The organism is Streptococcus sp. SO2 (genome assembly GCF_030440025.1).
Map to the genome: position 1 here is coordinate 328,207 of NZ_JAQFJH010000002.1, position 21,972 is coordinate 350,178.

At 39.4% G+C, this 21,972-nt stretch carries 26 protein-coding genes; all 26 read right to left on the minus strand.

Going from position 1 to position 21,972, the window contains the following annotated elements; all coding sequences use genetic code 11:
- Positions 1–19: 19 nt before the first annotated feature.
- Positions 20–1,819, minus strand: coding sequence for a VirD4-like conjugal transfer protein, CD1115 family (locus PCY17_RS03905; RefSeq protein ID WP_301391947.1), 1,800 nt, complete (start codon positions 1,817–1,819; stop codon positions 20–22).
- Complete coding sequence (locus PCY17_RS03910) at positions 1,816–2,334, minus strand: hypothetical protein (protein ID WP_084944176.1); 519 nt, start codon at positions 2,332–2,334, stop codon at positions 1,816–1,818. The genes PCY17_RS03905 and PCY17_RS03910 overlap by 4 nt, the downstream gene beginning before the upstream one ends.
- 12 nt (positions 2,335–2,346) lie before the next feature.
- Positions 2,347–3,186: a hypothetical protein gene (locus PCY17_RS03915; protein ID WP_301391948.1), complete on the minus strand. Its 840-nt coding sequence runs from the start codon at positions 3,184–3,186 to the stop codon at positions 2,347–2,349.
- Positions 3,140–3,412, minus strand: a complete 273-nt coding sequence (locus PCY17_RS03920; protein ID WP_301391949.1) for a type III restriction endonuclease — start codon at positions 3,410–3,412, stop codon at positions 3,140–3,142. The genes PCY17_RS03915 and PCY17_RS03920 overlap by 47 nt, the downstream gene beginning before the upstream one ends.
- Complete coding sequence (locus PCY17_RS03925; RefSeq protein ID WP_000781853.1) at positions 3,409–4,053, minus strand: hypothetical protein; 645 nt, start codon at positions 4,051–4,053, stop codon at positions 3,409–3,411. The genes PCY17_RS03920 and PCY17_RS03925 overlap by 4 nt, the downstream gene beginning before the upstream one ends.
- A gap of 19 nt (positions 4,054–4,072) precedes the next feature.
- On the minus strand, positions 4,073–6,709 hold the full coding sequence (locus PCY17_RS03930; protein WP_301391950.1) for a phage tail tip lysozyme: 2,637 nt from the start codon (positions 6,707–6,709) through the stop codon (positions 4,073–4,075).
- A 25-nt stretch (positions 6,710–6,734) separates the two neighbouring features.
- The gene (locus PCY17_RS03935; protein WP_301391951.1) at positions 6,735–9,089 is read right to left on the minus strand and encodes a VirB4-like conjugal transfer ATPase, CD1110 family; all 2,355 of its coding nucleotides are present in this window, start codon (positions 9,087–9,089) and stop codon (positions 6,735–6,737) included.
- Entirely contained in the window at positions 9,049–9,396 is a 348-nt protein-coding gene (locus PCY17_RS03940) for a PrgI family protein (protein ID WP_006155160.1), read from the minus strand. The genes PCY17_RS03935 and PCY17_RS03940 overlap by 41 nt, the downstream gene beginning before the upstream one ends.
- 47 nt (positions 9,397–9,443) lie before the next feature.
- Positions 9,444–9,917 (minus strand): hypothetical protein, encoded by a 474-nt coding sequence (locus PCY17_RS03945; protein WP_301391952.1) that lies wholly within the window; start codon positions 9,915–9,917, stop codon positions 9,444–9,446.
- Positions 9,918–9,932: 15 nt separating this feature from the next.
- Complete coding sequence (locus tag PCY17_RS03950) at positions 9,933–10,340, minus strand: hypothetical protein (RefSeq protein ID WP_049493174.1); 408 nt, start codon at positions 10,338–10,340, stop codon at positions 9,933–9,935.
- Positions 10,341–10,395: 55 nt separating this feature from the next.
- Positions 10,396–11,142 carry a hypothetical protein gene (locus tag PCY17_RS03955; protein WP_301391953.1) on the minus strand — a complete coding sequence of 249 codons (747 nt, stop codon included), beginning with the start codon at positions 11,140–11,142 and terminating at the stop codon, positions 10,396–10,398.
- Between the two features lie 27 nt (positions 11,143–11,169).
- Entirely contained in the window at positions 11,170–11,394 is a 225-nt protein-coding gene (locus PCY17_RS03960; RefSeq protein WP_261039859.1) for a hypothetical protein, read from the minus strand.
- Positions 11,395–11,466: 72 nt separating this feature from the next.
- Positions 11,467–11,955: a hypothetical protein gene (locus PCY17_RS03965; protein WP_265472687.1), complete on the minus strand. Its 489-nt coding sequence runs from the start codon at positions 11,953–11,955 to the stop codon at positions 11,467–11,469.
- A gap of 63 nt (positions 11,956–12,018) precedes the next feature.
- Positions 12,019–15,705 (minus strand): SspB-related isopeptide-forming adhesin, encoded by a 3,687-nt coding sequence (locus PCY17_RS03970; RefSeq protein ID WP_301391954.1) that lies wholly within the window; start codon positions 15,703–15,705, stop codon positions 12,019–12,021.
- 19 nt (positions 15,706–15,724) lie between these two features.
- Positions 15,725–16,585: an LPXTG cell wall anchor domain-containing protein gene (locus PCY17_RS03975; protein WP_301391955.1), complete on the minus strand. Its 861-nt coding sequence runs from the start codon at positions 16,583–16,585 to the stop codon at positions 15,725–15,727.
- Between the two features lie 16 nt (positions 16,586–16,601).
- The gene (locus tag PCY17_RS03980; protein WP_301391956.1) at positions 16,602–16,910 is read right to left on the minus strand and encodes a hypothetical protein; all 309 of its coding nucleotides are present in this window, start codon (positions 16,908–16,910) and stop codon (positions 16,602–16,604) included.
- Between the two features lie 290 nt (positions 16,911–17,200).
- Positions 17,201–17,416 carry a helix-turn-helix transcriptional regulator gene (locus tag PCY17_RS03985; RefSeq protein WP_301391957.1) on the minus strand — a complete coding sequence of 72 codons (216 nt, stop codon included), beginning with the start codon at positions 17,414–17,416 and terminating at the stop codon, positions 17,201–17,203.
- A gap of 2 nt (positions 17,417–17,418) precedes the next feature.
- On the minus strand, positions 17,419–17,553 hold the full coding sequence (locus PCY17_RS03990; protein ID WP_301391958.1) for a hypothetical protein: 135 nt from the start codon (positions 17,551–17,553) through the stop codon (positions 17,419–17,421).
- Between the two features lie 23 nt (positions 17,554–17,576).
- Complete coding sequence (locus PCY17_RS03995) at positions 17,577–17,765, minus strand: hypothetical protein (RefSeq protein ID WP_301391959.1); 189 nt, start codon at positions 17,763–17,765, stop codon at positions 17,577–17,579.
- Complete coding sequence (locus PCY17_RS04000; RefSeq protein ID WP_301391960.1) at positions 17,759–18,883, minus strand: replication initiator protein A; 1,125 nt, start codon at positions 18,881–18,883, stop codon at positions 17,759–17,761. The genes PCY17_RS03995 and PCY17_RS04000 overlap by 7 nt, the downstream gene beginning before the upstream one ends.
- Complete coding sequence (locus PCY17_RS04005) at positions 18,883–19,065, minus strand: hypothetical protein (protein WP_301391961.1); 183 nt, start codon at positions 19,063–19,065, stop codon at positions 18,883–18,885. The genes PCY17_RS04000 and PCY17_RS04005 overlap by 1 nt, the downstream gene beginning before the upstream one ends.
- Positions 19,066–19,161: 96 nt before the next feature.
- Complete coding sequence (locus PCY17_RS04010; protein ID WP_301391962.1) at positions 19,162–19,728, minus strand: helix-turn-helix transcriptional regulator; 567 nt, start codon at positions 19,726–19,728, stop codon at positions 19,162–19,164.
- On the minus strand, positions 19,704–20,051 hold the full coding sequence (locus PCY17_RS04015; protein ID WP_301391963.1) for a hypothetical protein: 348 nt from the start codon (positions 20,049–20,051) through the stop codon (positions 19,704–19,706). Before PCY17_RS04015 ends, PCY17_RS04010 begins: the two co-directional genes overlap by 25 nt.
- A 118-nt stretch (positions 20,052–20,169) precedes the next feature.
- Positions 20,170–20,844, minus strand: coding sequence for a membrane protein (locus tag PCY17_RS04020; RefSeq protein WP_049477428.1), 675 nt, complete (start codon positions 20,842–20,844; stop codon positions 20,170–20,172).
- Between the two features lie 5 nt (positions 20,845–20,849).
- On the minus strand, positions 20,850–21,296 hold the full coding sequence (locus PCY17_RS04025; protein WP_000776583.1) for a LytTR family DNA-binding domain-containing protein: 447 nt from the start codon (positions 21,294–21,296) through the stop codon (positions 20,850–20,852).
- 113 nt (positions 21,297–21,409) lie between these two features.
- Positions 21,410–21,913, minus strand: a complete 504-nt coding sequence (locus PCY17_RS04030) for a phosphatase PAP2 family protein (protein ID WP_000800922.1) — start codon at positions 21,911–21,913, stop codon at positions 21,410–21,412.
- Between the last annotated feature and the right edge of the window lie 59 nt (positions 21,914–21,972).

Sequence of the window (21,972 nt, forward strand, 5' to 3'; positions counted from 1 at the left end):
CTATTTTCCTTTCTATATGTTAGGCCACGAATAACTCTTTTAGCTGCGGAGTCAAATCGTTAGCATATAAAAGCAAGCCGTCGATGTCTGTTCCTTTTCGAGTATATTCGTACCAGTTTTCTTTGTCTTCAGGAGAACTTGCAATCTCATCTTTTCTAGGATGATCATAGACACTTGCTTTTTTATCTCTGAAGACATTTTGTTTAGAAATAAAGACCAATCCTTCTTCTACCCCAATTCTTGCGACTTCATCTGGAGTTAAAAGGGGACGGCCTTGAATTTGTTTATTTTCACTTGATGAGCCATTACGATAACTATGCGATTTTGAGGTGGATCTAGTACGTATAGTCTGCTTACCTGATCTTGTAGAATAGTATTCCATCGTATCCTTGTCATTTGTCCCTAAAAATAGGTGAGTAGCACAGTTATTAAAGATGGTCTTCCAATCACTTTTATAAAGTGATTCTAGCTGATTGACAGCTTGGATGATAATCTTAATAGACATCTCACGACTACGAATAGAAGAGAGGACTTGGGCGAAGTTTGGAATACGGCCAATTTGTGCAAACTCATCGAAGATAAACTGAATGTGGCGAAGATTTTTTCTACTGTAGCCAGGTACTTTCCCTTGCAAGATATCATCAGCCTTATGTGTAAGAACCTCAAAACCAATCGCAAACAAGATTGATGAAAGAAAATTAAAGGCGTTATTGGTTTCAGGAATAGCAATAAAAACGGCTGTCTTTTTCGTATTCCAGGTATCCATTTCCATGGTATCCTCACTAATCAAGTTTCGGACATCTTCGTGGTCGAAGATAGAATAACGAGAAGACAAAATCGCTACCACACTGTTTCTTGTCTCGCCTCTGAAGTTTTGGAATAATTTCCACTGTTTATAAGCATAGTTGTTAGGTTGATGTTCATTCAGTTCTTCAAACATCTGCTCGACAGGGCTTGGTACATCTGGATCCTCTCGATACATATTTCTTAATAGATCCGCAACGTGGCCCAGGTTTGGCATGTATAACTGGACTCCAGTTTCAGGATCCTTCGAGTCAAAATAGAGATAACCAATCAATGCACGTTGCAGCATCAACTCTGCTTGAACCCAGAAGTCTTCTCCAGTATGCTCGCTCTTCTTTGTTCCCTCAGTAATTGCTTCAGAGATACGATCAATATCTAGCTCAGACTTCATGTAATGAAAAGGATTAAACCGATCCGAATTCTTGAGCCGAATCAAATCAAAGATTTTAACAGCATAGCCAGCTTTCTCAAGCATCTTCCCAACTTCGTGTACCAGGTTTCCTTTGGGATCTGTCACAACAAAGTTTGAGTTCATCTGCATTAAATTTGGCAATACAAAAGTAAAGGTTTTACCGTCTCCTGGAAGACCAATGACAATCACATTTTTATTTAGTTGCACATTGTAGGCTAAGCGAAAGTTAAATAGTCCCATTTTGACCTGTTTTGAAAAAATCATATTCTTCTCAAAATCAACGTCTTCAAACCGTTTCATTTCCTTCAAAGTCGCAAAACGAGCACTACCTTGTTCTTCTCCCTGGCGATATAAATTCTTATCCATAGAAGCATAGACAAGCATTGGGAGGCCGAATCCGATCAACCCTGCATACAAGGCTCCTGAATCAAAGAAAACACCGAAAGAGAAGCGTTCCCAGTGTTCTAGCAACCAACGAAGTCGCAACATTCCCATGAAAGGTACTGCTGCAGTCGAAAGTTGGTAGTAATGGTAAAAGGACTGGAAAATAACAAATGAAAATAGCCCCACCACCAGGTAGGGCCATATAGGTTTTCTAATCATCGTGTCTTCTCCTTCCCAATCTCCTTCGTAACAACTGGCATCGTTCCTTTATAGACCTTATTTGTCTTATAGTAATTGATTTTATCTTCAGGAGTCATTTCATGTGGTTTCTTCAGTACCTTTTTAGCAAACTCTTCCAATTTTTCTGGGCTTTTCGTGATGTCTGCCAACATATCTTTGAGAGCCTTTTCTACCAGGGGACGATTTTTTGTTTCAAAGAAGAGATAGGTTGTACCATCTTTTTGATGATAAGTAAAACCTACCTTATACTCCTCCAGGTAATGCTTCAACTTAGCCAAATGAACTTCACTATTTAATAACTTCTCGACATCTTTTTTTGATTTTGTGGCCATAAAGTCATTAAAACGTGTCTCCCCTTCAAAAGTCCGATTTGCCGCCTTATGTTGTTTCTTGTCATAATGGGCTTTTGCGAGGGCATACAGAGCTTGTATCGTCATCTCCAGGGTAACTTTTCCTTTTAAAGCCAGAGAATGACTGACTTTTTCTTGATCCATGTAAGACCTCCTTTATTTTGGATAATTGGATAGTTCTGGCTTAGCAATAACCTGGAATCCGTAAGGTGCTGAAGGTTCTTCCTTTACAGTAACTACCAAGCGTTTCTGACTTCTGTTCTCACCGTCTTTCACGGCTACTACATAGGTTAGCTGATAAGTTGCTTCATCAACAATCAAGCTAGATTCCAAAATCACAGACTGCAGTTGACCTGCTTGTCTATCTATCGTTAATTGAGGAGCTACGAAATCAGCCATTTTCCCTTTATCAGAGTAAAGGGCTGGCAAAAAGTAACGTGAAAAGGCATCTAGTTCCCCTGTTTTTGACTGAATGGTTTTTAGATTTGAAAGATCCTTGGATACGGCCGAGAGCTGCTTTTCTTGATGGTAAACTAGCGTAAGGGATAAGCCAGCAAGTGTCAGACTTCCTACTAGACTCAATAACACCAAAACTCTTCCTAAATACATCCAAAAAGAGCGTTTAGAAGAGGGTCGAGGTTTGGGAGTTTCATGTTTCAAGGAAGAGGCTTCAGCTTTCTCTTCAGGACTCTTCTCTAGATATTTTGTTTTAGTCTGGCGCTTAAAGAAAGAGGGTTTTGTTTCTTTTGCTGGAGCCTCCTGTTTATTCAGCGTACCAGGCTTCAGGAAGAGGCTATCTGCGATTCCCTCAAACGGTAAATAGACATCTTCTTGATAGATCACTACATTCTTTTTATCCAGCTCCTCTACCAATAAAACGGCCTCTGCCTCCTGATGCTTAACCTTGGCATTTTCTCGCTCCAGGGCTTGATAAACAAGGTCTCGATTCTTATACGTTGTGGTCGTGTTTTGTGTCAGATTGGTTAAACGGTACATCTTTTTCAGCTCCTTTCAATTTTCCTTCAGCAAGAGCTGTTTCAATATCAGCCCAGGTTAAATTATGTTCGGCCAAGTAGCTTGACCGTTCCTCATGTTTGGCCAGAATGATTTGAGTTTCTAGCTGCTGCAGTTTCTCTTCTTCCTTCTTGGCCTTGGTCATATAGTCAGCTAAGCGGTCTTCCGCTTTCTTTTTTTGTTTTTCCAAAGTTTCTAATTTTGTCATTGTTCCTTTTTCCCTTCTGTACTTTGTGTTTGGTTAGTGATTGGTTTGTTTAACGATGGAATACTCGCCTTTTCGCTGGCGTTCAAGCTGTCCACAATCAAAATGGGGTCAATATGATTTACCAGGTATTTCCCATCTTGCTTGCTGAAGCGAATCCGTATGGTTCTTGAAGATCCTACGTTTGTTTGGGCGTTAGTATAATCATACTTCTTCTGTAACTGTGTCTGAGTGTATCTCACCTGAGCTAGGACAACATTATTTTCTTGATCGATGTAGATGGTAGAAGACTTCATCTGTGTATCCACTACATAGCCCTTATAGGTTTGTACCGTTGGTTCTTCTTCAGAGTTCACTTCCTGATTGTAAGCAGCTTCTGTCATATAGGGCAAATAGCGATTTCTATTTTCTCCAAGATCCTGCTTATTGAAGTAAGCCGTCAAAAATTCTTTTACATATTCTTGCGTTAGTTCGCTTCCCTCTGCTTTGGTTTCTTGTTGCGTAGTTTCAGCTTCCTGTTTAGCTTTCTTTTGCGATGAGGTTGCTGCACCAATCCAGAATACGAATCCTAGAACTAACACAACTCCTATAAGTATTCCTCCTATTTTAAGGAGTTTCAATTTCTCCATATCTATCATTTTCATGATTTACCTTCTTTCTTTTTTAATTTGGTGTCGCAAATGTATAGTAGTAAGCTGGATAGATGACACGAAAATGGACCTTATCCTGTACTCCTTGGATATTACATTCTGAAACGAGGAATGAACCGTCTGGATTTACAGCTTCTACAATCGCAACATGGCCGTATACATCTGGTGTCCCACCAAATCCACCTACTACTGATACAACAGCTCCTTTTGTTGGAGTTGTACTATACCGCCATCCTTTTGCGACTAGGCTTGCCACCCAATCCTGACCATTACCAAGGTAACCATAAGCTCCTGATAAGTCTGTAATCGTTCCTAGTTCAACTAAACGATTATAGGCATACCAAGTACATTGTCCCACTTCATAACCGCTTCCTTGTTGTGTAGTCATAGAAGCCTGTGTTGGAGGGTGTTCCACTTTTGACTGATACTCTTCAGGGAAATTCCAGGAAGATGCTAACGCTCCACCTCCTCGAACTTGTTGATTAAGAAAAGCGTGGATCTGCTTAGCATTATTCTGGCGCTCTAAGACCTTATCTCCAGAGTTTCCTTCCCAATTTACCAGGAAACGCTCTGTAAGCGTCTCTACATCCTCTGTACTAGTTAGAATTGAAGTTAGTCCTGTAATATAGTAAGGAGTATCCCCCTCCAACATAAAATCTAACTGCAGTTCTAAATCGTACCACTTTTTATTCTTAGATTTTGCATAGTTTAATAATAGAGTATGTCTCGTAGAGCCATCCGCTGTATCTGTCCACTGTCCCAATCCTAAACCTCGATGAAGAATGTTTGGGTATCTCCCGTTATAAATAGCAGGTCCTCCTATAGCTAACCAGGACTCATCATCCCAAGAAGAAGAATCAGCCCCTACTGGAGGGCTAAGGTAATCTCCTTCAGCACGTTTAGGATTAATATTGCTTTCTGTTGCAAAGTTCCCAAGCATGGCTGCCAAACCATTATCTGTTAGCCCTGGTACCTTTTGCTTCAAGTAATCTTTTATCGCTCGTGATTTTTGCCCCAAATCGCCATTAAGTGTGGTAATGACTGAGGTTGTCTGATTGTACGTGACAGATTGAAAGTAAAAGCCTGGATTAACTGATGTCCACTTTTCTTTCTTATCCTTTGTCTCTTTCTCCTCCAATTTTTGATACTGAATGACCTGATAACCATTTGACGTTACCTTACCAACTTCATCTCCAGCTTTGACCTGAACACCGTCAGAAACACGGATATTTCCTACCTCTTCATAAGTAAAGATGGCTTTATCTGTTTTGATGGATACAGTTGTATCATCTGTCACACTGACTCTACCATCAATAGGAGCTCTTATAGCTTGCCCTGTTGAAGCTTTTAGTTGTGTTTTTTCATAAATTTCACTCTTAGAGGTATAACCAAACCGCTTCAGGATAACTAAAGGGGCTTGATAAGAAGGATCGTCCTCCTGGTAAAAAGGGTTAGCTAGTTCTTGATAAGAGGGGTATCGACCAACCTCTTTAGTCAGCTCCTCTAACTCTTTATACTCTTCTAACTCGCTATCACTCAACTTAGTCCACTTGAGATCTGACGAGGGGCCATATAAGTCAGCCATCTTCTTCAAATTGTGAGGATCATCATTCAAATGATTCCAAAGATCATTCAAGGCATCTGAATAGTGATTGAAACCTAACGTCCCAGCCCATTCACCACCAGTCCCCTCATTCCAGCTGCTTTCTGGTTTCCACTCACTACCGTAACGAAAGTTCATGAAAAAGATCATATCATCGATGTTTGTCCAATAGTCTACCTTATCATTGGACTTCTCTCGATCTCGTTTACTGATTTGAAGCCAGGACTTGTTCAGGTCAAATTCATTTTGTTGGACAGGACCACTTCCTCCAAACACAGCCATAAATACCCCTAGAATAGCAAAGATGAGAAACATTAAGAAATAGGACTTGACAGCTAAAGGATTGGATAAGATGGAACGCAGGGGCTTTGTCGCAACCTTCAAAACCTTTCCTGTCCCTCTTGACACCTTCCCAAATTTTGAACGTGCAAGTCGCTTTCTGGCCTGTTTCATCTTTTTACTGAGTTTTCCTTCCCAGGAGAACTCTCTAGGTGTTCGAGTATACCCTCGCCCTCTGATGAAATTATAGCTTTTATTGAGCTGTCCATAGCTGTGCTTGATTGAATACTTGGATAACTTTCCTACAGCATTTAACGCTCTTTTAGAGGTGTTTACCTGGTACTTAAATTGACGAATATTTTGCCTAGCCTGAACCCAGTCTCCAAGAATCTCATTATCTCTGACTGTCTTCTCAACGTCGTGTCTCACTTTCATTCGGGCACTTTGTTTTGCACGTTTCTTCAGGCGGTTAGGGATATAACTGTCATCAGCCTTTTTAGCTCGTTTATAGAGCGTTGTGGCAATTTGTTTTTCCAACTTTGCTCGATCACGTTGTTGCTTAAAGAAAAGACCTCTAGCAGTTGCTTGAGGTCCTTTGTGTAGTTTATAATCTTTGTTCGCTAAGCGATAATTCTTCTTAGCTTCTTTAAATGCAACTCTTGAGTCTAGACGTGCTTCTTTAGGAGCTTTTTTATTATTGAGGTATGATCCTTCTTTGATTCTCCTCTTGCGCTCCTGTTTTAATTGTTTGGGATCACTTTCAAACAAAAGATATCACCTCTCTTTCTATTTTTTAACTATCTGTCGCAACCAATTGATAGAGTTTAGTATCTTTAGGAATAGGGTTTTCAAATGGAACAATTGTATCTCCAGCCACAATCAAACCCGTACCTTTTGCTTTTGGTCGCAAGACAAATCGCTCCAACGAAGGCGTAAGAGGGATTACCTGCTCCAGGGCTTCTAGGTCTGTCCGCTTCAGCTTCAAGAGGGCTAGAAACTCACAGTTTGCGACTAGCTTTCTACCTTCCTCTGTAGATAAAACAGTCTCTGGGTTCTGGGTAATCCCTGTTGGAATAGCCCCGTACTTACGAATACGTGAGTATAGCTCTGTAAAGAAGGTTGCTTGCAGTTTATTTTTGAAGTATAGCTGCAACTCATCGAAGTACAACCATGTAATAGCTTTTCCTTGATTATTGACTACCTGGTTCCAGATGAAGTCCTGAATCACCAGGAGGGCAAATGGCTTCAATTTACCACTCAACTGCTTGAGATTGAAGATAATAAAGCGACTATTCATATTGACATTTGTAGGATGAGCAAAGATATCGTTTGAACCGATAGTATAAGGTTCTGCCTTCAGCGCCAAATCCTTGGCCACATCTTCAGGTTGACGTTCTAAAACTGATTGCCAATCCTTAAATGTTGGTTTTTCAAATTCCTCATAGGTTTTTTTCGTCACACGGTCAATCATCGCAAATTCATCGTCTGATACTTCAGAGAATATATTTTCAAACAAGGTTGATAAGAGGTTTGATTTTTGGCCAATCGGGTCACTATCTTCTGCCTGCAGCTTATCCTTATCAGGTAGATCCAATAAGTTGAAGTGATGTCGTGACCCAGGAGCGATTGTAATGATTTCAGCACCTAATTCTCGGCCAATATCAGTGTATTCATCTTCAGGATCGACGATAATAATATTATCTTCAGGATAACGTAAAGTTGTAGGAATAATTTCTCCTCCTTTAGCAAGAACAGACTTTCCCGATCCTGAAGTCCCAAAGATACAACCTGAACCTGTATTCAAGTCTTTTTTACGGTCAACTGTGATAGCGTTCTTAGATAGCTGATTCTGGCCATAATAAATTGCACGTGAACTGCTAGATCGAAGATCTACGTTGGTAAATGGGACTTGTGTGGCCAAGTTACTGGTAGTCATATCTCTCATAAAACGGCGTTTCACATTGATAAATGGAACCCCAATCGGTAGAATGGTATTCAAGGATTCCTCCTGGTACAAGTAACACTTATCCAGTTCTACCGTATTCTTACGGACAGATCGTTGAACCTGCTCTGTGTAGATATTCAACTCTTCCAGAGTGTCAGCCATGAAGAAAATCGTCATCACACCTGAAAACATTTTTTGGTCATTGTCCTGGAGTTCTTCAGTCCATTTCTCTGTTTCACGAGATGTCTCCACAGCTTTCCCACCAACGGCCAGATCACTTCCATACCCTTCTTTTGCGGCAGCCTTCTGACTTTTGATCATTTCCCTGCGTACACTTGACTTAACTGTCTTGATTTTCTTCAGGGCATCTGCAGTATCATAGGGCTTCGCATGTAAGCTGATAGCCAGTTCAATTCCTGTATCCAGGATATTCTTAATCAGTTTGTCATTCAAGAAGGTAGGATATTGTCTAACATACATCACCCTTGCGAAACAATCATCAATTTTCATATGATCTTTTTCAAACTTCAGATAGTTTGGAGCTACAAAGTCTCTGGTGGATAATCCAGAAATAGCGATGTCTTCATAGTTAAAATCAATAAAACCTTCTCGCCTCAAGAGTTTTCGGAAGATAAGAAGACGATCTAATCCCTCTAACTCCTTAAAGGAGATTCCTAAGCCACTGTATTGACTTTCAATAACGCTGGCTGTATCATCAAGGATTCTTCTAGCTTGATGATCCTGGTCTGTTTGAGTTGTAATCGTTAGATATTTTTCTACTTTGAAGGTATTTTGTTCCTGAGAAAAACGATCATTGATCATCGCATTGTATTCTTTACGATAATCGTCATACCCATCTCCAACCAAATCATAGCGGATAGAAGATAAGCTATTGCTTTCTACCCTACGATTCAGGATCAATAGCTGCATATCATTGTCAATATCCAGCGAATTAAAAATATCAGCGCTTGTTTCAATGATATCAATTCGCTCATCATCTGTTGCAGTAATATAGCTTGTATCACCTAGGCGATAGGTCTTTGAGAATTGATCATTTGTAATTTTCATGAGCCCATCAGGCATCAACCATTGATAGTTAAGACTATTCTGTGTAGAGGCCGTCATGGTACGTCTTAGACGTTTGGCCCGTTCCCGTTCTTCCTTAGAGAGTTTCGGGGTTTTCTTTCGGCCGAATAAATTCATTTCTTGTATATTCCTTTCTGTCATAATCTGTCTGATAAGAGCGTTCCTGCTTAGTCAAAAGGAAACGAACCTCATCTTTAATTTTTTCATCAATATAACACCCGAAAATAACAAAAGGCGCTAATAATAAAATATCAACGCCATAAAGGATTATATCAGGTGCCTTCAGCCAATAGAGAATAGTAGTGACAACTACTGTCAATGCTATCCCAAATAGTAGCACTAACTGTCTCAGTGTCATATACCCTAAAACTGGCCTTTCGTAGCTATCTAAAGCCTTTAAAAATTCACTGCCTAAACGTGTCATTCTGTTCCTTTCATTAAAAAAACAGCCATTATGGCTGCCTTATACTTTTAAGTGTTAGAAATTGCAAAAGCTCCAAATATTGCTCCTACTGCGCACATTATTAAAGTTGCTATGATTATCGGACTGAACAGAGCTTGCGATATTGAAATAATTAAAAAGATATTAACCACTGAAACTATGAAGATAATACACCAAATGACATTTTTGATTGTTTCCTCCTTATAGCTAGACTTATTTATTATTGAAGATACTATAGGAATCATAAAACCAATCAAAATCAACACACCCCCAAAGATTAAGTAATTCCATGAGGAGTTATCTTTATATGACATAACATGGGTGGCAATTGTCACATCTTTCCGAGTTATCATTTTATCGATATCAAAATGATGTGTTAGTTGCTTATTCAAATTACCAAGACTGATATTAAACCAAATGGTAACTATTGCGTAGATTAATTCCACTGCAATATAAGGTGTATAAGGGCTTTCTAATACTTCAAAAAATCGATTTCTATACAAGTTCGTCTCCTATATTCAAGTATGATATTCTTCTATGTAGCGTTTTAAAATGAGATACCGCCTTAACAACAACGAGTAACTAAAATTATAAACTAAAATAGTCAAAAATAGCAAAACTATAAACAGTGTTATAATGATACTCAGTAATACACTTTCGTTCAATTCCTTGGTAGGTACGCCTGTTAGAGGTGAAAATAAAATCGCAAGAAGGCGTTTCAAATCATCCGAAAAAATAATCGTTAATACGAGACCTACCAACAATTTCCAGCTACGAGAAGCTCTCTCTTTTTTTATTTCCAGCTCTGTCAATTCTGCTAACAATGCCTCTTTCGACTGCTTTTTATAGTAATCCAAGGCTTCCTTATATCGGCGTTCATGCCGTTTCGTCCACCTTTCATAATAATTTTTTATAGTAGATCTCATAGGATTATTATACTCCTTTCAATCATCACTCATTCTCCTTTTATTATACCATAATCTAGTTCACCTGCATGATATTCTTAGCCATACGTTGGCTACCAAAGAGCATAATGATGTAAATGATTCCTTTTGCAATGGCTACGAGTGCAGTTATAAAAGCTCCAGTATTGCTAAGTGTCAATAAATCATTCGTGACAATGGCTGGGTAAAGCATGATCACAACCACTAGAATCAATCCCTGAAGGACAGCCGCAACATAGAGCTTAAAGAAGCCGAGGCAGATCGGGCGTAAGCTATCCACCATGTAACAAGCGACAATAATTTTAGCGATTCCCTTATACGTGTAAAGCGTAAAGGATCGCAACAAAATCAACAACTTAGTCGATATCTGACCGACAAAATCAACAACCCCATAGACAATTTTAAAGAACCATTTTTCCATAGCACCTAAGCCTTTAAAATCTGGTGCCTCAGAACTGAAAGGAACTGTAGCATTCTTGGCTACTAACTTAATGATAACATTGAACAACCATGACAAGGCATCAAAAATCGCATCCACATAGATGATAAAAAATAGGGCGATGGCATACTTGAGGATTTCTTCAATCCAAAGCTGAAAAGACAGCTCCCCACCATTGCTTTTAAGTTGTTGGTGCCAGTTCATGAGGTTGATCCCCATAAAAAGGAGAAGAAGCAAAATTGCTACCTTTCCCATCGAACCTGAAACAATTTCCATCAATTCATTGGCTGTCGCATTATAGTCTTTTAGACTCATTGTTAGTTGATCAAGCGTGGATTGGTCCATAAAACCACCTCCTCTTTCTTATTCATCCTAACCAAGAGATTGAAGACCTGTTGCCAAAGCTGTAAAGAGTGCCTTTAGAACGGCACCAAGAAGACCACCTAAAATCAAACTTTGAATTCCTTTATCTTTCTTATCATCTAATTCACGTTTAATTCCTACTGCTAAGTCCCAGGCACCCCAAGCGGCCCAACCAATACCAATGATTCCACCGATATTTCCAAGTTTGTTAATAAAATCTACAACTGCATCCATTATTTTTTCTCGCTTTCTTTTATAAAAAAGGTACTAAGAAAGTTTCCTAGCACCTACTTTGTTTATTTAATACTATTTTTCATCCTCTGGACGAAAGGTTAGAGAGAGGGCTGTAATTACAGCTAAGACAACGATGATGGTCGTTTCCCACCAGTGATAGATTGGAACACCCTGAGGAAAGACCCAGTTAGTATACCAGATTTCTACTTCAATCGGAAGTGTACCTTCCTTTGTAAGAAACGCCCAATAGCCTACAACCAAAAATGAAACTACCACCTTAAACACAAACCAACCAATCGCTGTCGCAACCAAGCTCTTAATCAGATTAAAGATAAAGAGGAGAAACATGAGTGGAGTCGCAACCATCAAAACGGCAGCTTTCACAATCAGACTCGGTAGGTTCTTTATTCCTAACCAGATGGCTTTTCCTAGCCAACATAGACCTTTTTTCCACTTCTTCTCTTCCTCAGGTTTGGTGACTTCTGATTTTTTTTGAGTTGGGGTGTAGTATCTATATCCACTTCTAGTCACATGTGCATCCATTTTCGTGTCCTTTCTCATCTCTCTACCCCCTCTTTTTTATGGCTTCATTATACCATAGATGAGGGGGAATTTCTAGATGTTCTATTTTTTATGCTTACGAAGCCCTGCAAGACTCAATAATCCCAAAATCATTCCCACAACTGGAAGCATGCTTGCTGCTGATCCAGTGTTTGGTAGTGATTGTTTTGGTTTGCCTGGTTCTTCAGGTTTTGGTGGTTCTGGAGTGTGGGTTGTTACCTTGGCAGTCATTTCTTGCCCATTGACAATATTGACAAAAGTATTCTCAACTTCTCCAGCCGCAATACGCTCAACTTCGATGTAGAAGTCTGCATCAAAGGTTCCTTTAACCCCTAGAGATTTTAGGAAGTCTTGATTGACAACATAAGACCATTGACCACCTGTGGCATCCCACTTAACAGTAACAAGTTTCTTGATAAACTCTGAATTGGTATCTTGGTTGAACTCAAAGGTAAAGGCATAAGAGCTACCTTTGGCAATCTTATCACCTGCCTTAATCACTTTACCATCCTTCAGGATGACATCATAAGGCAAGATAAGGTCTTTCTCAGCTGTGTACTCTGTACCCTTGATGATACTCTTCCAATTACCAGTATAGCGGTCATGCTTCATATCGAGTTTATCCAAACCATCATATTGGTATAATGTATCATGTTTTTCTGGAACAGTTACTCCATCAAGAAGGTACTGAACAAAATCACCTAGCTGAACTTCTTTGCCATCAAGGACTTTCTTGCCAGTTCTATCAAGTACATGTTTTTCTGGCTTAACATTTGGAACTTCAACTGTTACAAGATTCGACTGATAGCTATTCCCAAAATCGATCTGTTTAAAATCGTTCTTCACGATTTCTCCCTCTTTTACTAAGAGTTTCGCTGAAAGATCAATCGTCACATTTTTATTTTGCTTCACGTAATTGTTGTAGAAGCTCGCAGAGTCTTTCGCAACCCAAAGATAAAATTCACCTTTAGGTGCCAAGTTCAATTCCTTCAGGATATTATTGATAGCATCCGTACGCCCAGCATCTGAAAGAACATGATACATATCAAAGAGATTTTTCACGTCTTGCCCTGCAGCAGTCATCTTGATTTTGCTGTGGTCAACTGTGAAGGCTTTGTCTTGAACATCATCCAGGATTCCAAACTTCTTACCAAGTGCCTGCGCTGAAGCAAGAGTTTTGGTGTATGGACTGTAATCTGTTGTCAGACGGAAGGTCACGTTGCGGTCAAATGTTTTAGCACCATTGATATCCTTACCAGAATGATCTAACACAGATTTGACTGGTTTTGGAGGTCTTGGAGTGTAGTTCGTAACAGTATTTGAGAAAACTTCATAGTTATTCACTAACACTTTATAAGTGTTGTCATAGAAGCCCTTGTCATAGATTGGTTTCCAGGTAATCACAGGAGCTTCTAAGTGCTTCCCTTCGTAGGTTGCAGTAAAGGTATAAGTGTTCTTTCCTGCATCATAGGCAACGCCCCATCCTGCTTTCTCTGCAGCTGCCTTTGTGACAGCTACATCAGGAACAGCACCAGCTTCGAGTGGATCAATGATGGTAATCTTGTCTCCCTTTTTAAGGTTCGCATAGATATTATCATGGGTCAATGTATAAAGCTGAGTAGTATTTTTAGCTACTGTTTGGCCATCTGTATTCGTTTTATCTGTGTCAGATACAGACTTGCGGACAGTAGGTTTATACTGCAATTTGTAACCGTGATAGCTTGCAGATAACTTCTTATTTTTAGTTTCAGAGAGAGTTTTAAGAGTCAAGGTTGGTTTGACTGGATTCTTTGTATTCACCAATTCAGCTGATACGGGCTCAGGTTTGACAGGTTTCACAGTTGTTTTTGTGATAGTTGCAGTAGTTGGAACTTCAACAACTGGTGCTACCACTTTAGTGTTTAAGGCAAACCAGTATGTCTGTCCTGTTGGTGTTGCAGAGCCATCCCATTGAGCAAAATCAGTAGTGAAATCAGTCCCTTTAGTGAAGACACCGAGTGCTGCTCCCTTATATTGATAAGGAGAGTCAGAAGTATCCCATGTAACTCCAACATTTTCCTCTGTATTATAGTTATCAGCATAGTTGTAACCATCGTTTTTATGGTATGTTACAGTTGAACCGTTAATCTCAATATTTTTACCATTAACTGCTCCAGCACCTTCCCAACCAACTTTGTTATAGTTAAGAGATGAATAAGTTATACTTGCTGGAGTTTTTTCTGAAGCAGTGAACACTACTTCTTTACCATCAACATTGTAATAATAAGTATCAGTTACTCTAAACTTCATGTAATCCGAAGTATCACCAGTACCATCATTACGAGCTACAACAAAGCCTTCTGTTGGGTCGTTCAAGACATAGACATCATTCAATCCTGTCTTCCCTTGATTAAGAATCTCGAATTTTCGATGAATACGAGAAATAGTATGTTTTGAACCATCTGCAGTTGAAACAGTCAAACCTTTCAGATTAGTGTAGTCAATTTCTGTTTTCCATCCAGTGCCAACATCCTGATATTTCAAGACTTTGGTAGAATCAAGAATACGACCATATCCAGAATTTCCACTTGAAGAAGCGACATAGCTTGTAGTCAATTCTTTAGCGCCAGAAGCACTAGATTTTACGTTAGCATTTGGATTGGCCGAAGCAAGACTGAGAGCCTGTAAGACAACCTCTTTTGTGAACCCTTCCGTACTTGTTTTAGATTGAAGTTCATTGTATTTCTTCTGCCAGTCTGCTTGTGCTTTCTTAGCTTTATCATAAGCTGATTGGTTTCGTTTCCCAATTTGCTTCGCTTCATCAGCTGAAGAAACTTCCTGTGTTTTAGAAGTTAAAAGTACGCCAGAATTTTTCAAATCAGCTGATTTGCGATCAGCATCTTGGTTGACTTGATCACTAGCATTCTTCTTCTCTGTGTAGGCAGCCATCATGGCTTTGTTAAGTTCCACTTTGCCTTTTGCAGCTGCAATAGCCTGATCATTTTTCTTTTGTAGCTCCTCTACTTCTTTGACTGAAGAAACGGTACGTGTCACTACCTTAACTGCTACGTCCTTTTTCTCCAAATCTTTTTCAGCAGCTTCTACTGCCTGATTTAACTCAGAAGCTTTCTGAACATTAGAATCATAGGCCCCTTTTTCAACCAGGTAATCTGCTACTGCTTTCTTGTTCTCTGACAAGATTTCCTTAGCTGTTGTAGCTGCTTCCTTGTTTTTAGATGCTGTTCCATCAGTAGCTGTCGAACCGTCATTCGTTACAGTGACAGTTGTTGCCTTTTCATGTTTGGCTTTTTCATCAGCTACAAATTGATTGTTAGCGTGAATAGCTTTTTGCGCTTCCTTGAAGGCTTCATTGTTTTGAACTTGTTTTTCAGTCGTGTCTTCAAGTGCCTTGACCTGCTTGTCCTGGTCTTGTTTAATATCAGACTTAGACTGTTCTAGTTTTGTTGGAGTAGTGTCTGTTCCCTTATCAACTGATTGAGTCTCAGAAACATTCACCCCTGCTTCTTTTGCTTTTCCAGCTGCCTTAGTAACTACACCATTATCAATCGCTACAGACTGGCTTCCTGTTGCTTTACCAGCTTGTATAGCGTATGCATTGTTATCGTTTTTACTTTCAGGCTGGACTGCTTCATCTGCCAATACAGATCCTGCAGAGAAAGCTACAATCCCTGCAACTGCAATTCCTGATACTAGGCCTTTAGCCCATTTTTTCTTACGGAAATATCCGTGTCCTTTTGTTTTTTCTGTCATATATATCTCCTTTTCTTAATTAAAATAGTTTTTTCTTGTAAAAATAACCTACTGCTGTCAACAACATGCCACCAATAGTACTTAGAATACTTTCTGCGGTTCCAGTATTTGGAAGTGTCTTTAGGTCACCATCCTTATCTGTGACAGAAATTGTCTTATCTTCGTTGACTGTTCCACCTACTACCTCAGGAGCAACCACTGAACCATCTGAAAGGACTACGTTTCCTCCTTGGGTGCTAACAATTGACGCTCCTGTATTCGTTTCAACAGGATCTTTTGTTACATCATGCACCACTTGACCTGTTGAAGTTGAAGTAGTTCCAATTTGTGATTTTCCTTGCTCATTGGCCTCATCTGTTGTTTTTGGCTTTTCAGCTGGAACACCGTCAAGGCTTTCAGCGTTATCCTTACCTTGTGGTTTGTCTGTAGCTGATGATGTATCTGGTGTTACTGGTTTATCAGTGGGTACGCCATCTAAACTCTCCGCATTATCCTTATCCTGCGGTTTGTCTGTAGTTGATGATGTATCTGGTGTTACTGGTTTATCAGTTGATCCGCCATCTAAACTCTCCGCATTGTCTTTACCCTGAGGTTTGTCTGCAGTTGATGATGTACCTGGTGTTGTTGGATCAACTGGAGTAACAGAAGGCTCTGTTGGTTGAGTTGCTGGAGCCTCTGTTGCTGTTGAGGCGCTAGGTGTTGTTGGCTGAACTGCTGGAGCCTCTGTTGCTGTTGAAGTGCTAGGTGCTGTTGGCGTAACTACTTCTGTTGTTGGAGCAGAAGAATCAATTGGTGCAAGCTCATCTGCATATACAGAACCAGCTTGTGCAAGTGCGATAGTTGATAGTGCTAGTGTAGCTAATACTTGTTTCTTGTGCATTTTGATTTTTCCTTTTCTAATTTTTAGTATTCTTAGGCTGGTAGCCTATTCCTGTCAAGCGAAGTTCCACTCCCGATGGACTTCTGACTTTCCTAGCCACTATGTGACTTCCTCTTTTGATAGTGCGAATTTGATCATAAACCTTTTTATAAGACAAATGAAATTCAACATCCCTTAGAATACCGTCTACGTATCCTCTGGCCAGTTTAACTGCATAGTCTGGCTTCAGGATAAGATCTGTTCCATCCTCTAAGCGAGCTGTCGCACCTCCTTGTTTTCCTAAGTTTTTTAAGTCCTTTAGGCGGACAGTTGTTTCATCTATCATAGATTTCTCCTTGAAGTTGAAAGGCGAAATAACGCCGTGCTGTGTAAAAACGTATTTTTACATCGGTATTTCATACGCTGGGTTTATAGTCTAGGAACCCTTACTCCTTCAGCTTATGACCGTTATCATGCTTTTTCGTTCAGTGGCTGGACTAGATATCATTTTCTAGTTTGCTACTCGCCCCCGTTTCTTTTTTATCCATAGCCACGCTGTATCAGGGCAAGCCTTATATTTAGTTTTCAATGTTCTGATAGTTTAGTGACTTCTCGGTCAATATGGATTTAACTGGACTACATTTGGTCCGATTCTGACCCTAACAGGTAGTCAATTGTTACCCCGAAATATTCTGCCACATTTTTGGCATTCTCCAGACTTATCTGACTATATCCTGTTTCCCAGTTCGATATAGTGTTACGAAACACACCTATCTGATCAGCCAAAACTTGTTGTGACAACCTGGATTTTTTTCGTAATTCTCTGATACGATTTTGTGTTTGTTTCCTCACATCTACTTGTCTCCTTCATTATTTTGACTTGATAGTTTTTCATCATCCATTAGAGGAGCATTCTTCAGCTCAAGCATGACAAGCCCTATTCCATAAGCTAAGATCAATAATAAAACCATTGTAACTAGTTTAAACATTACTTTCCTCCTGATATCGTTCCTTATTTTGTCCGATAAGTTATCTTCTTCACCCATCTAGCTAGGATTGATAGAAAATGGTGGATTCGCTCAGCTCTTTCTTTTTTCGGTAAATCAAAAACAGCTTTAGGAATCGTGTAGAGTTTCTGCTTCGGGCTACGACCTATCGTTAGCACTTTAACATCAATTGGTCTAAATTCATCCTTTAACATGTTTCAACTCCCTTAGACAATTCTGATAAATAGCTGTTGAGTTTCGTCTCCGACAGTTTATCTGGATAATAGTATGCAATCAGACTAGGGCACTCATCAAAGAATTTTTTGGCGTACTCACTTTGTCCTGATACCTCGAGGAAACCATGTTCTTTTTCAATGAGTAGAGCCATCTTCCAAAAACGAATCATCATTTTGTAGAAGTAGGCTGGGACATTCTGGATTGGTTTTCCTTCAGCCTCTCCGGTTTTGATTTTAAAAATCAATTTATCAAGCTCACGCTCAAGATCTTGCAGCCAAACCTCTCCATAAATTTCCTGATCAGCTAAGAGGTTGTTGTAATTCTTCTCAACTTGACGTTTTGCTTGATAGATTTTATTTTCAAGAATTTTTGCATCTTTTCCAAACATACTGAGTTTCTGAACTAGTTGAGGAGAAAGAAAACCATGTTGCCCCATTTTAAATGCTTCAGAAATTGATAAACCGGATAAAGATGACTCGCCCTCGTATCGATTAGTATCATATGAGGACTCTGTCTGACTCCTCTCTGTATTTATTCCGTCCGCTTCGTGGACGTTTTGAAGTCCATTTTGCGGACGTCCATTTTTGATACTTTCGCTATTACCAATGCTTTGGGGTATTTTTTCATAGAGAACTTTACCAAAAGCATTAACCCTCTTCAGTAACTCACCATCAGTTGAATAGTGCTCCACTATTTCTAAATTAGCATCCACTAGCTGAAGATAAAGTCTATTTGGCTTATTGAGCCCCTGCCTAACCTCTCGTAAGAGACCATGTTCTTGCAGTTCTTTCTTGATCTTAGTAACCTTCATCTTTCCCTTATCAAGTAGTAACATCAGATCAGAAACTGTAAAAATTAGAAAGACCGCTCCATTTTCATCAACGTAATCTCTATTCCCCTTCTGGAATGAACTGATACTTAATTTACAACGATTATAAAGAGCGCCATAAGCTAACTTAGCATCAGATGAGAGACCCGTGTAAGAACTAGTCAATTTTACATAGCCGTTCTCATTGTGTTGAATGCGAGTAAAAAATATTTCTGGAATTTGGTAAAAAGTTAGAGTGGCTAGTTGGTCAATCGTGATATCTGCCATTAGTAACCTCCTACAACTTGTAATCTCAAGCCACCAGCTTCAGGAAAATAGACAAGATGAGTTTGTTCTAACTCTTCAATAGCTGCAATAGCACGCCTTCTAGTCCATCCCATTGTATTCATCAAATCTAAAATCATTACGTCTCTAGTCAACCTTGAGACCTTTGTTTGGTGTTGTTTCATAGGTAATCCTTTCTTATCACCAACTGGTATTATTTTATTCACAGCTATATCATAATGGATAATGAGAAAATCTGTTTTAAAGGGACAATCAATAAATTATCGAACTATTTCCTTTATCTGTTTGATAATATCTCTTTCCTTTTTATCAAGTTCTATGTATTCTTGTAGGAGTTTTGACTTTTTTTCACTGATAAAAGAAAGTTCTTTAACTAACTCTATCGATATTGTTGCGTTTGGTTTAGTAGCCGTAAATTTCTCTTCATAACCGAGGAGATATGGGATAGATACTCCAAAATATTCTAATAGTAGTTGCGCATTTCTAGCATTAGGAATTCGGCTTCCCTGATTATAATTTCCAACAGTAGAGTACCCTATTCCAGTTGCCTCACTTATCTCCTTCAGGGATATCCCCCTATCTCTAACAAGCGATTGGAATGGGGTCATCTTTCTGCTTTCATCAGTAGAAGAATCATCATCCAATCCTAGTAAGTAAGGGGTAGACACGCCAAAATATTCTGCTAGAATTTTTGCATTTTCTAGACTAAGATTTGTTTTTCCATTTTCGTATTTTCCATATTGAGACTGGTTAGTATTCAAAACTTTTGCTAAGTCAGCTTGAGTCAGTCCTTTTTCTTTTCTTAGCTTTTTAAGCCTATTAGACATCTGGTTTCCTCCTGAGTTAATTGGCTAGATTGACCCCATGTTCCGTCTCTTGCTCTTCTGGGATACGGATAAGTGCCCAGCTTAATTCTAGGACGTAACTCATGAATAACATCATCTTTCATAACTCTCCAGAGAAGACTAGAAGGTCTATAGTAATAGCCGTCTCCAAGCCAAACTCTATTGAGATCATCGTATACAGATACTTTTTCATCAGAATTTCCTTCAGGGATACAATCAACCATATTTTCATTCTTATCAAAATCTATTACATCGAAAATTTCTAACGAATCAATATCCATAACAATTTCAATATTATCTGACATTTTTTCTCCTTTCTTTAATTTTTGCAACGAAAAAAGAGAGCGATTTTCTCACTCTCTCAGGTTATATGATATTTAATTTTTCACTTTCCCAAAACTCTAGACACTTACAACTATTTTTTTATTTAACGTAAACAACTCCAAGTTTACCAAAAGCAACTTCCCCACGGATAATCAAGGTTTTGTTTGTTGGCGCTACAGGAGAATCTGCCTTAGCTGCACCAAAGGAGGTTTCTACTTTCAAATCGACACGCCAGTGTTGCGGAACATAGACTGTTGCATTACCAAAAGCCACTTCGATATTCAGAGTTGCAAAATCACCTAGCATCTCTGCATTATCATAGTAGATTTTAGCATCCCCAAAAGCGACTTCCACTTGGTCATCTACGAGATCTTGATCTTGTTTATAAAAGGTTCCACTACCAAAAGCGACTTCCTTATCTGTGATGACTGTTCGCTCACTGTTGTACCACCATTTTTTGCCGTACCAAAACTTACTTGAATGCGTCAGATAGCCAATTCCTAGCACTGCTAAGATACTAGCCCAAAACAAAGACTGGTTTGGAATAGGAAAAATGTTATAAAAATGATTCGCAATCATTAAGGCTACTAGAGCGGTAAAAACTGCTGATGTTAGATGACGACGAAGCAAAGCTTCAACTGATTGGTAAGCAAAAAAGGCGATACCAATCAAAGGCCATATCTTACCATCCAAAGAAGGAATGCCAAAATTTCCTTGCAGCAAGATCCAAGCTGCTAAAACCAATAAAACAATACCAAATGCTTTCTTTTTCATGTTTTTTACCTCATGTTTCTTAGATTTTCTTTTAGGAGGGATTGGTAATGTCGTGAGACATGAACCTCCTTGTGCGTCTGATAAAAGGAAATGGTCCCCGTTCCTGAAAAGGACTTGTCCACTGAGTAAATCTGACGAATGTTTGCGATAGTCGACTTGGATACTCGGCTAAAATAGCGAGGCAAGATAGACTCCAACTCATAGAGCTTGAGGCGAACCTCATAGGCTTCCTTCTGGGTATGAGCGTAAATCTTGCTCCCTTCTGTTTCAAAGAAGAGAATTTCTGAAAGGTCTAGATAATATTCACCTGTCCCCTTGTAAAAAGTCAACCTCGGAGCCTTTGACTCTTGCAAGAGCCGTTGCAAATCTGCAATTTCATCTGTCAAAGCAGGGGTCTTGATGACAATTTCAGTCTCCTCTAAATTGCCGTCAATCTCAATTCGTAACTTCATCACATCTCCTTTCTGACTCTACTATATCAAAGCTAAGTTAGGAATACAAGGGCAAAAAAGCAAGTGGTCAATTTGAAGCAGTAAGTGGTTGTAGGACTAGCTTAACTTACATGTCAAAATAAGAAGAAAAGGAATCCCCACACCAGACCACAAGCATAGCCAACCAAGACATCCTTGGGATAATGAACCCCCCCTAAAACCCTCACCAGTCCCAGCAAAGCTGAAAAAATCAAGCATGCTAAGCCAACAGGTAGACTAGCATGCAGACAGGCCATGGAGATGATAGTTGCCGAAAAGACATGGCGACTGGGCATCGACCGTCCCGAACTATCCTTATCAAGAAGGGGACAGATATCCCAAGTTTCATAAGGTCGCGGGTGGTTGATTTTCTTACGAAAAAGAGACAAAATCACAAAACCTGAGGCAGGGACAAGCAAATAAACCCCAACTTGCTGACCAAGTCCTAGTTGCAGGTAAGTGGTGACTAGCAAGGCCAGGTAGACCAGAGGCATGGCGACTGTCATCAAACGATTGAAACTGCGTAACAGAAATAAAAGAGTGGGATGGCTGGTGAGTCTGGAGCTGATATTTTGATACCATTCTTGATAATTTTTCATTTATACTTCTCATTCATTACCTTGTTTTCGTCTACAGGTGAGACGTTTGTCTTCTAGTA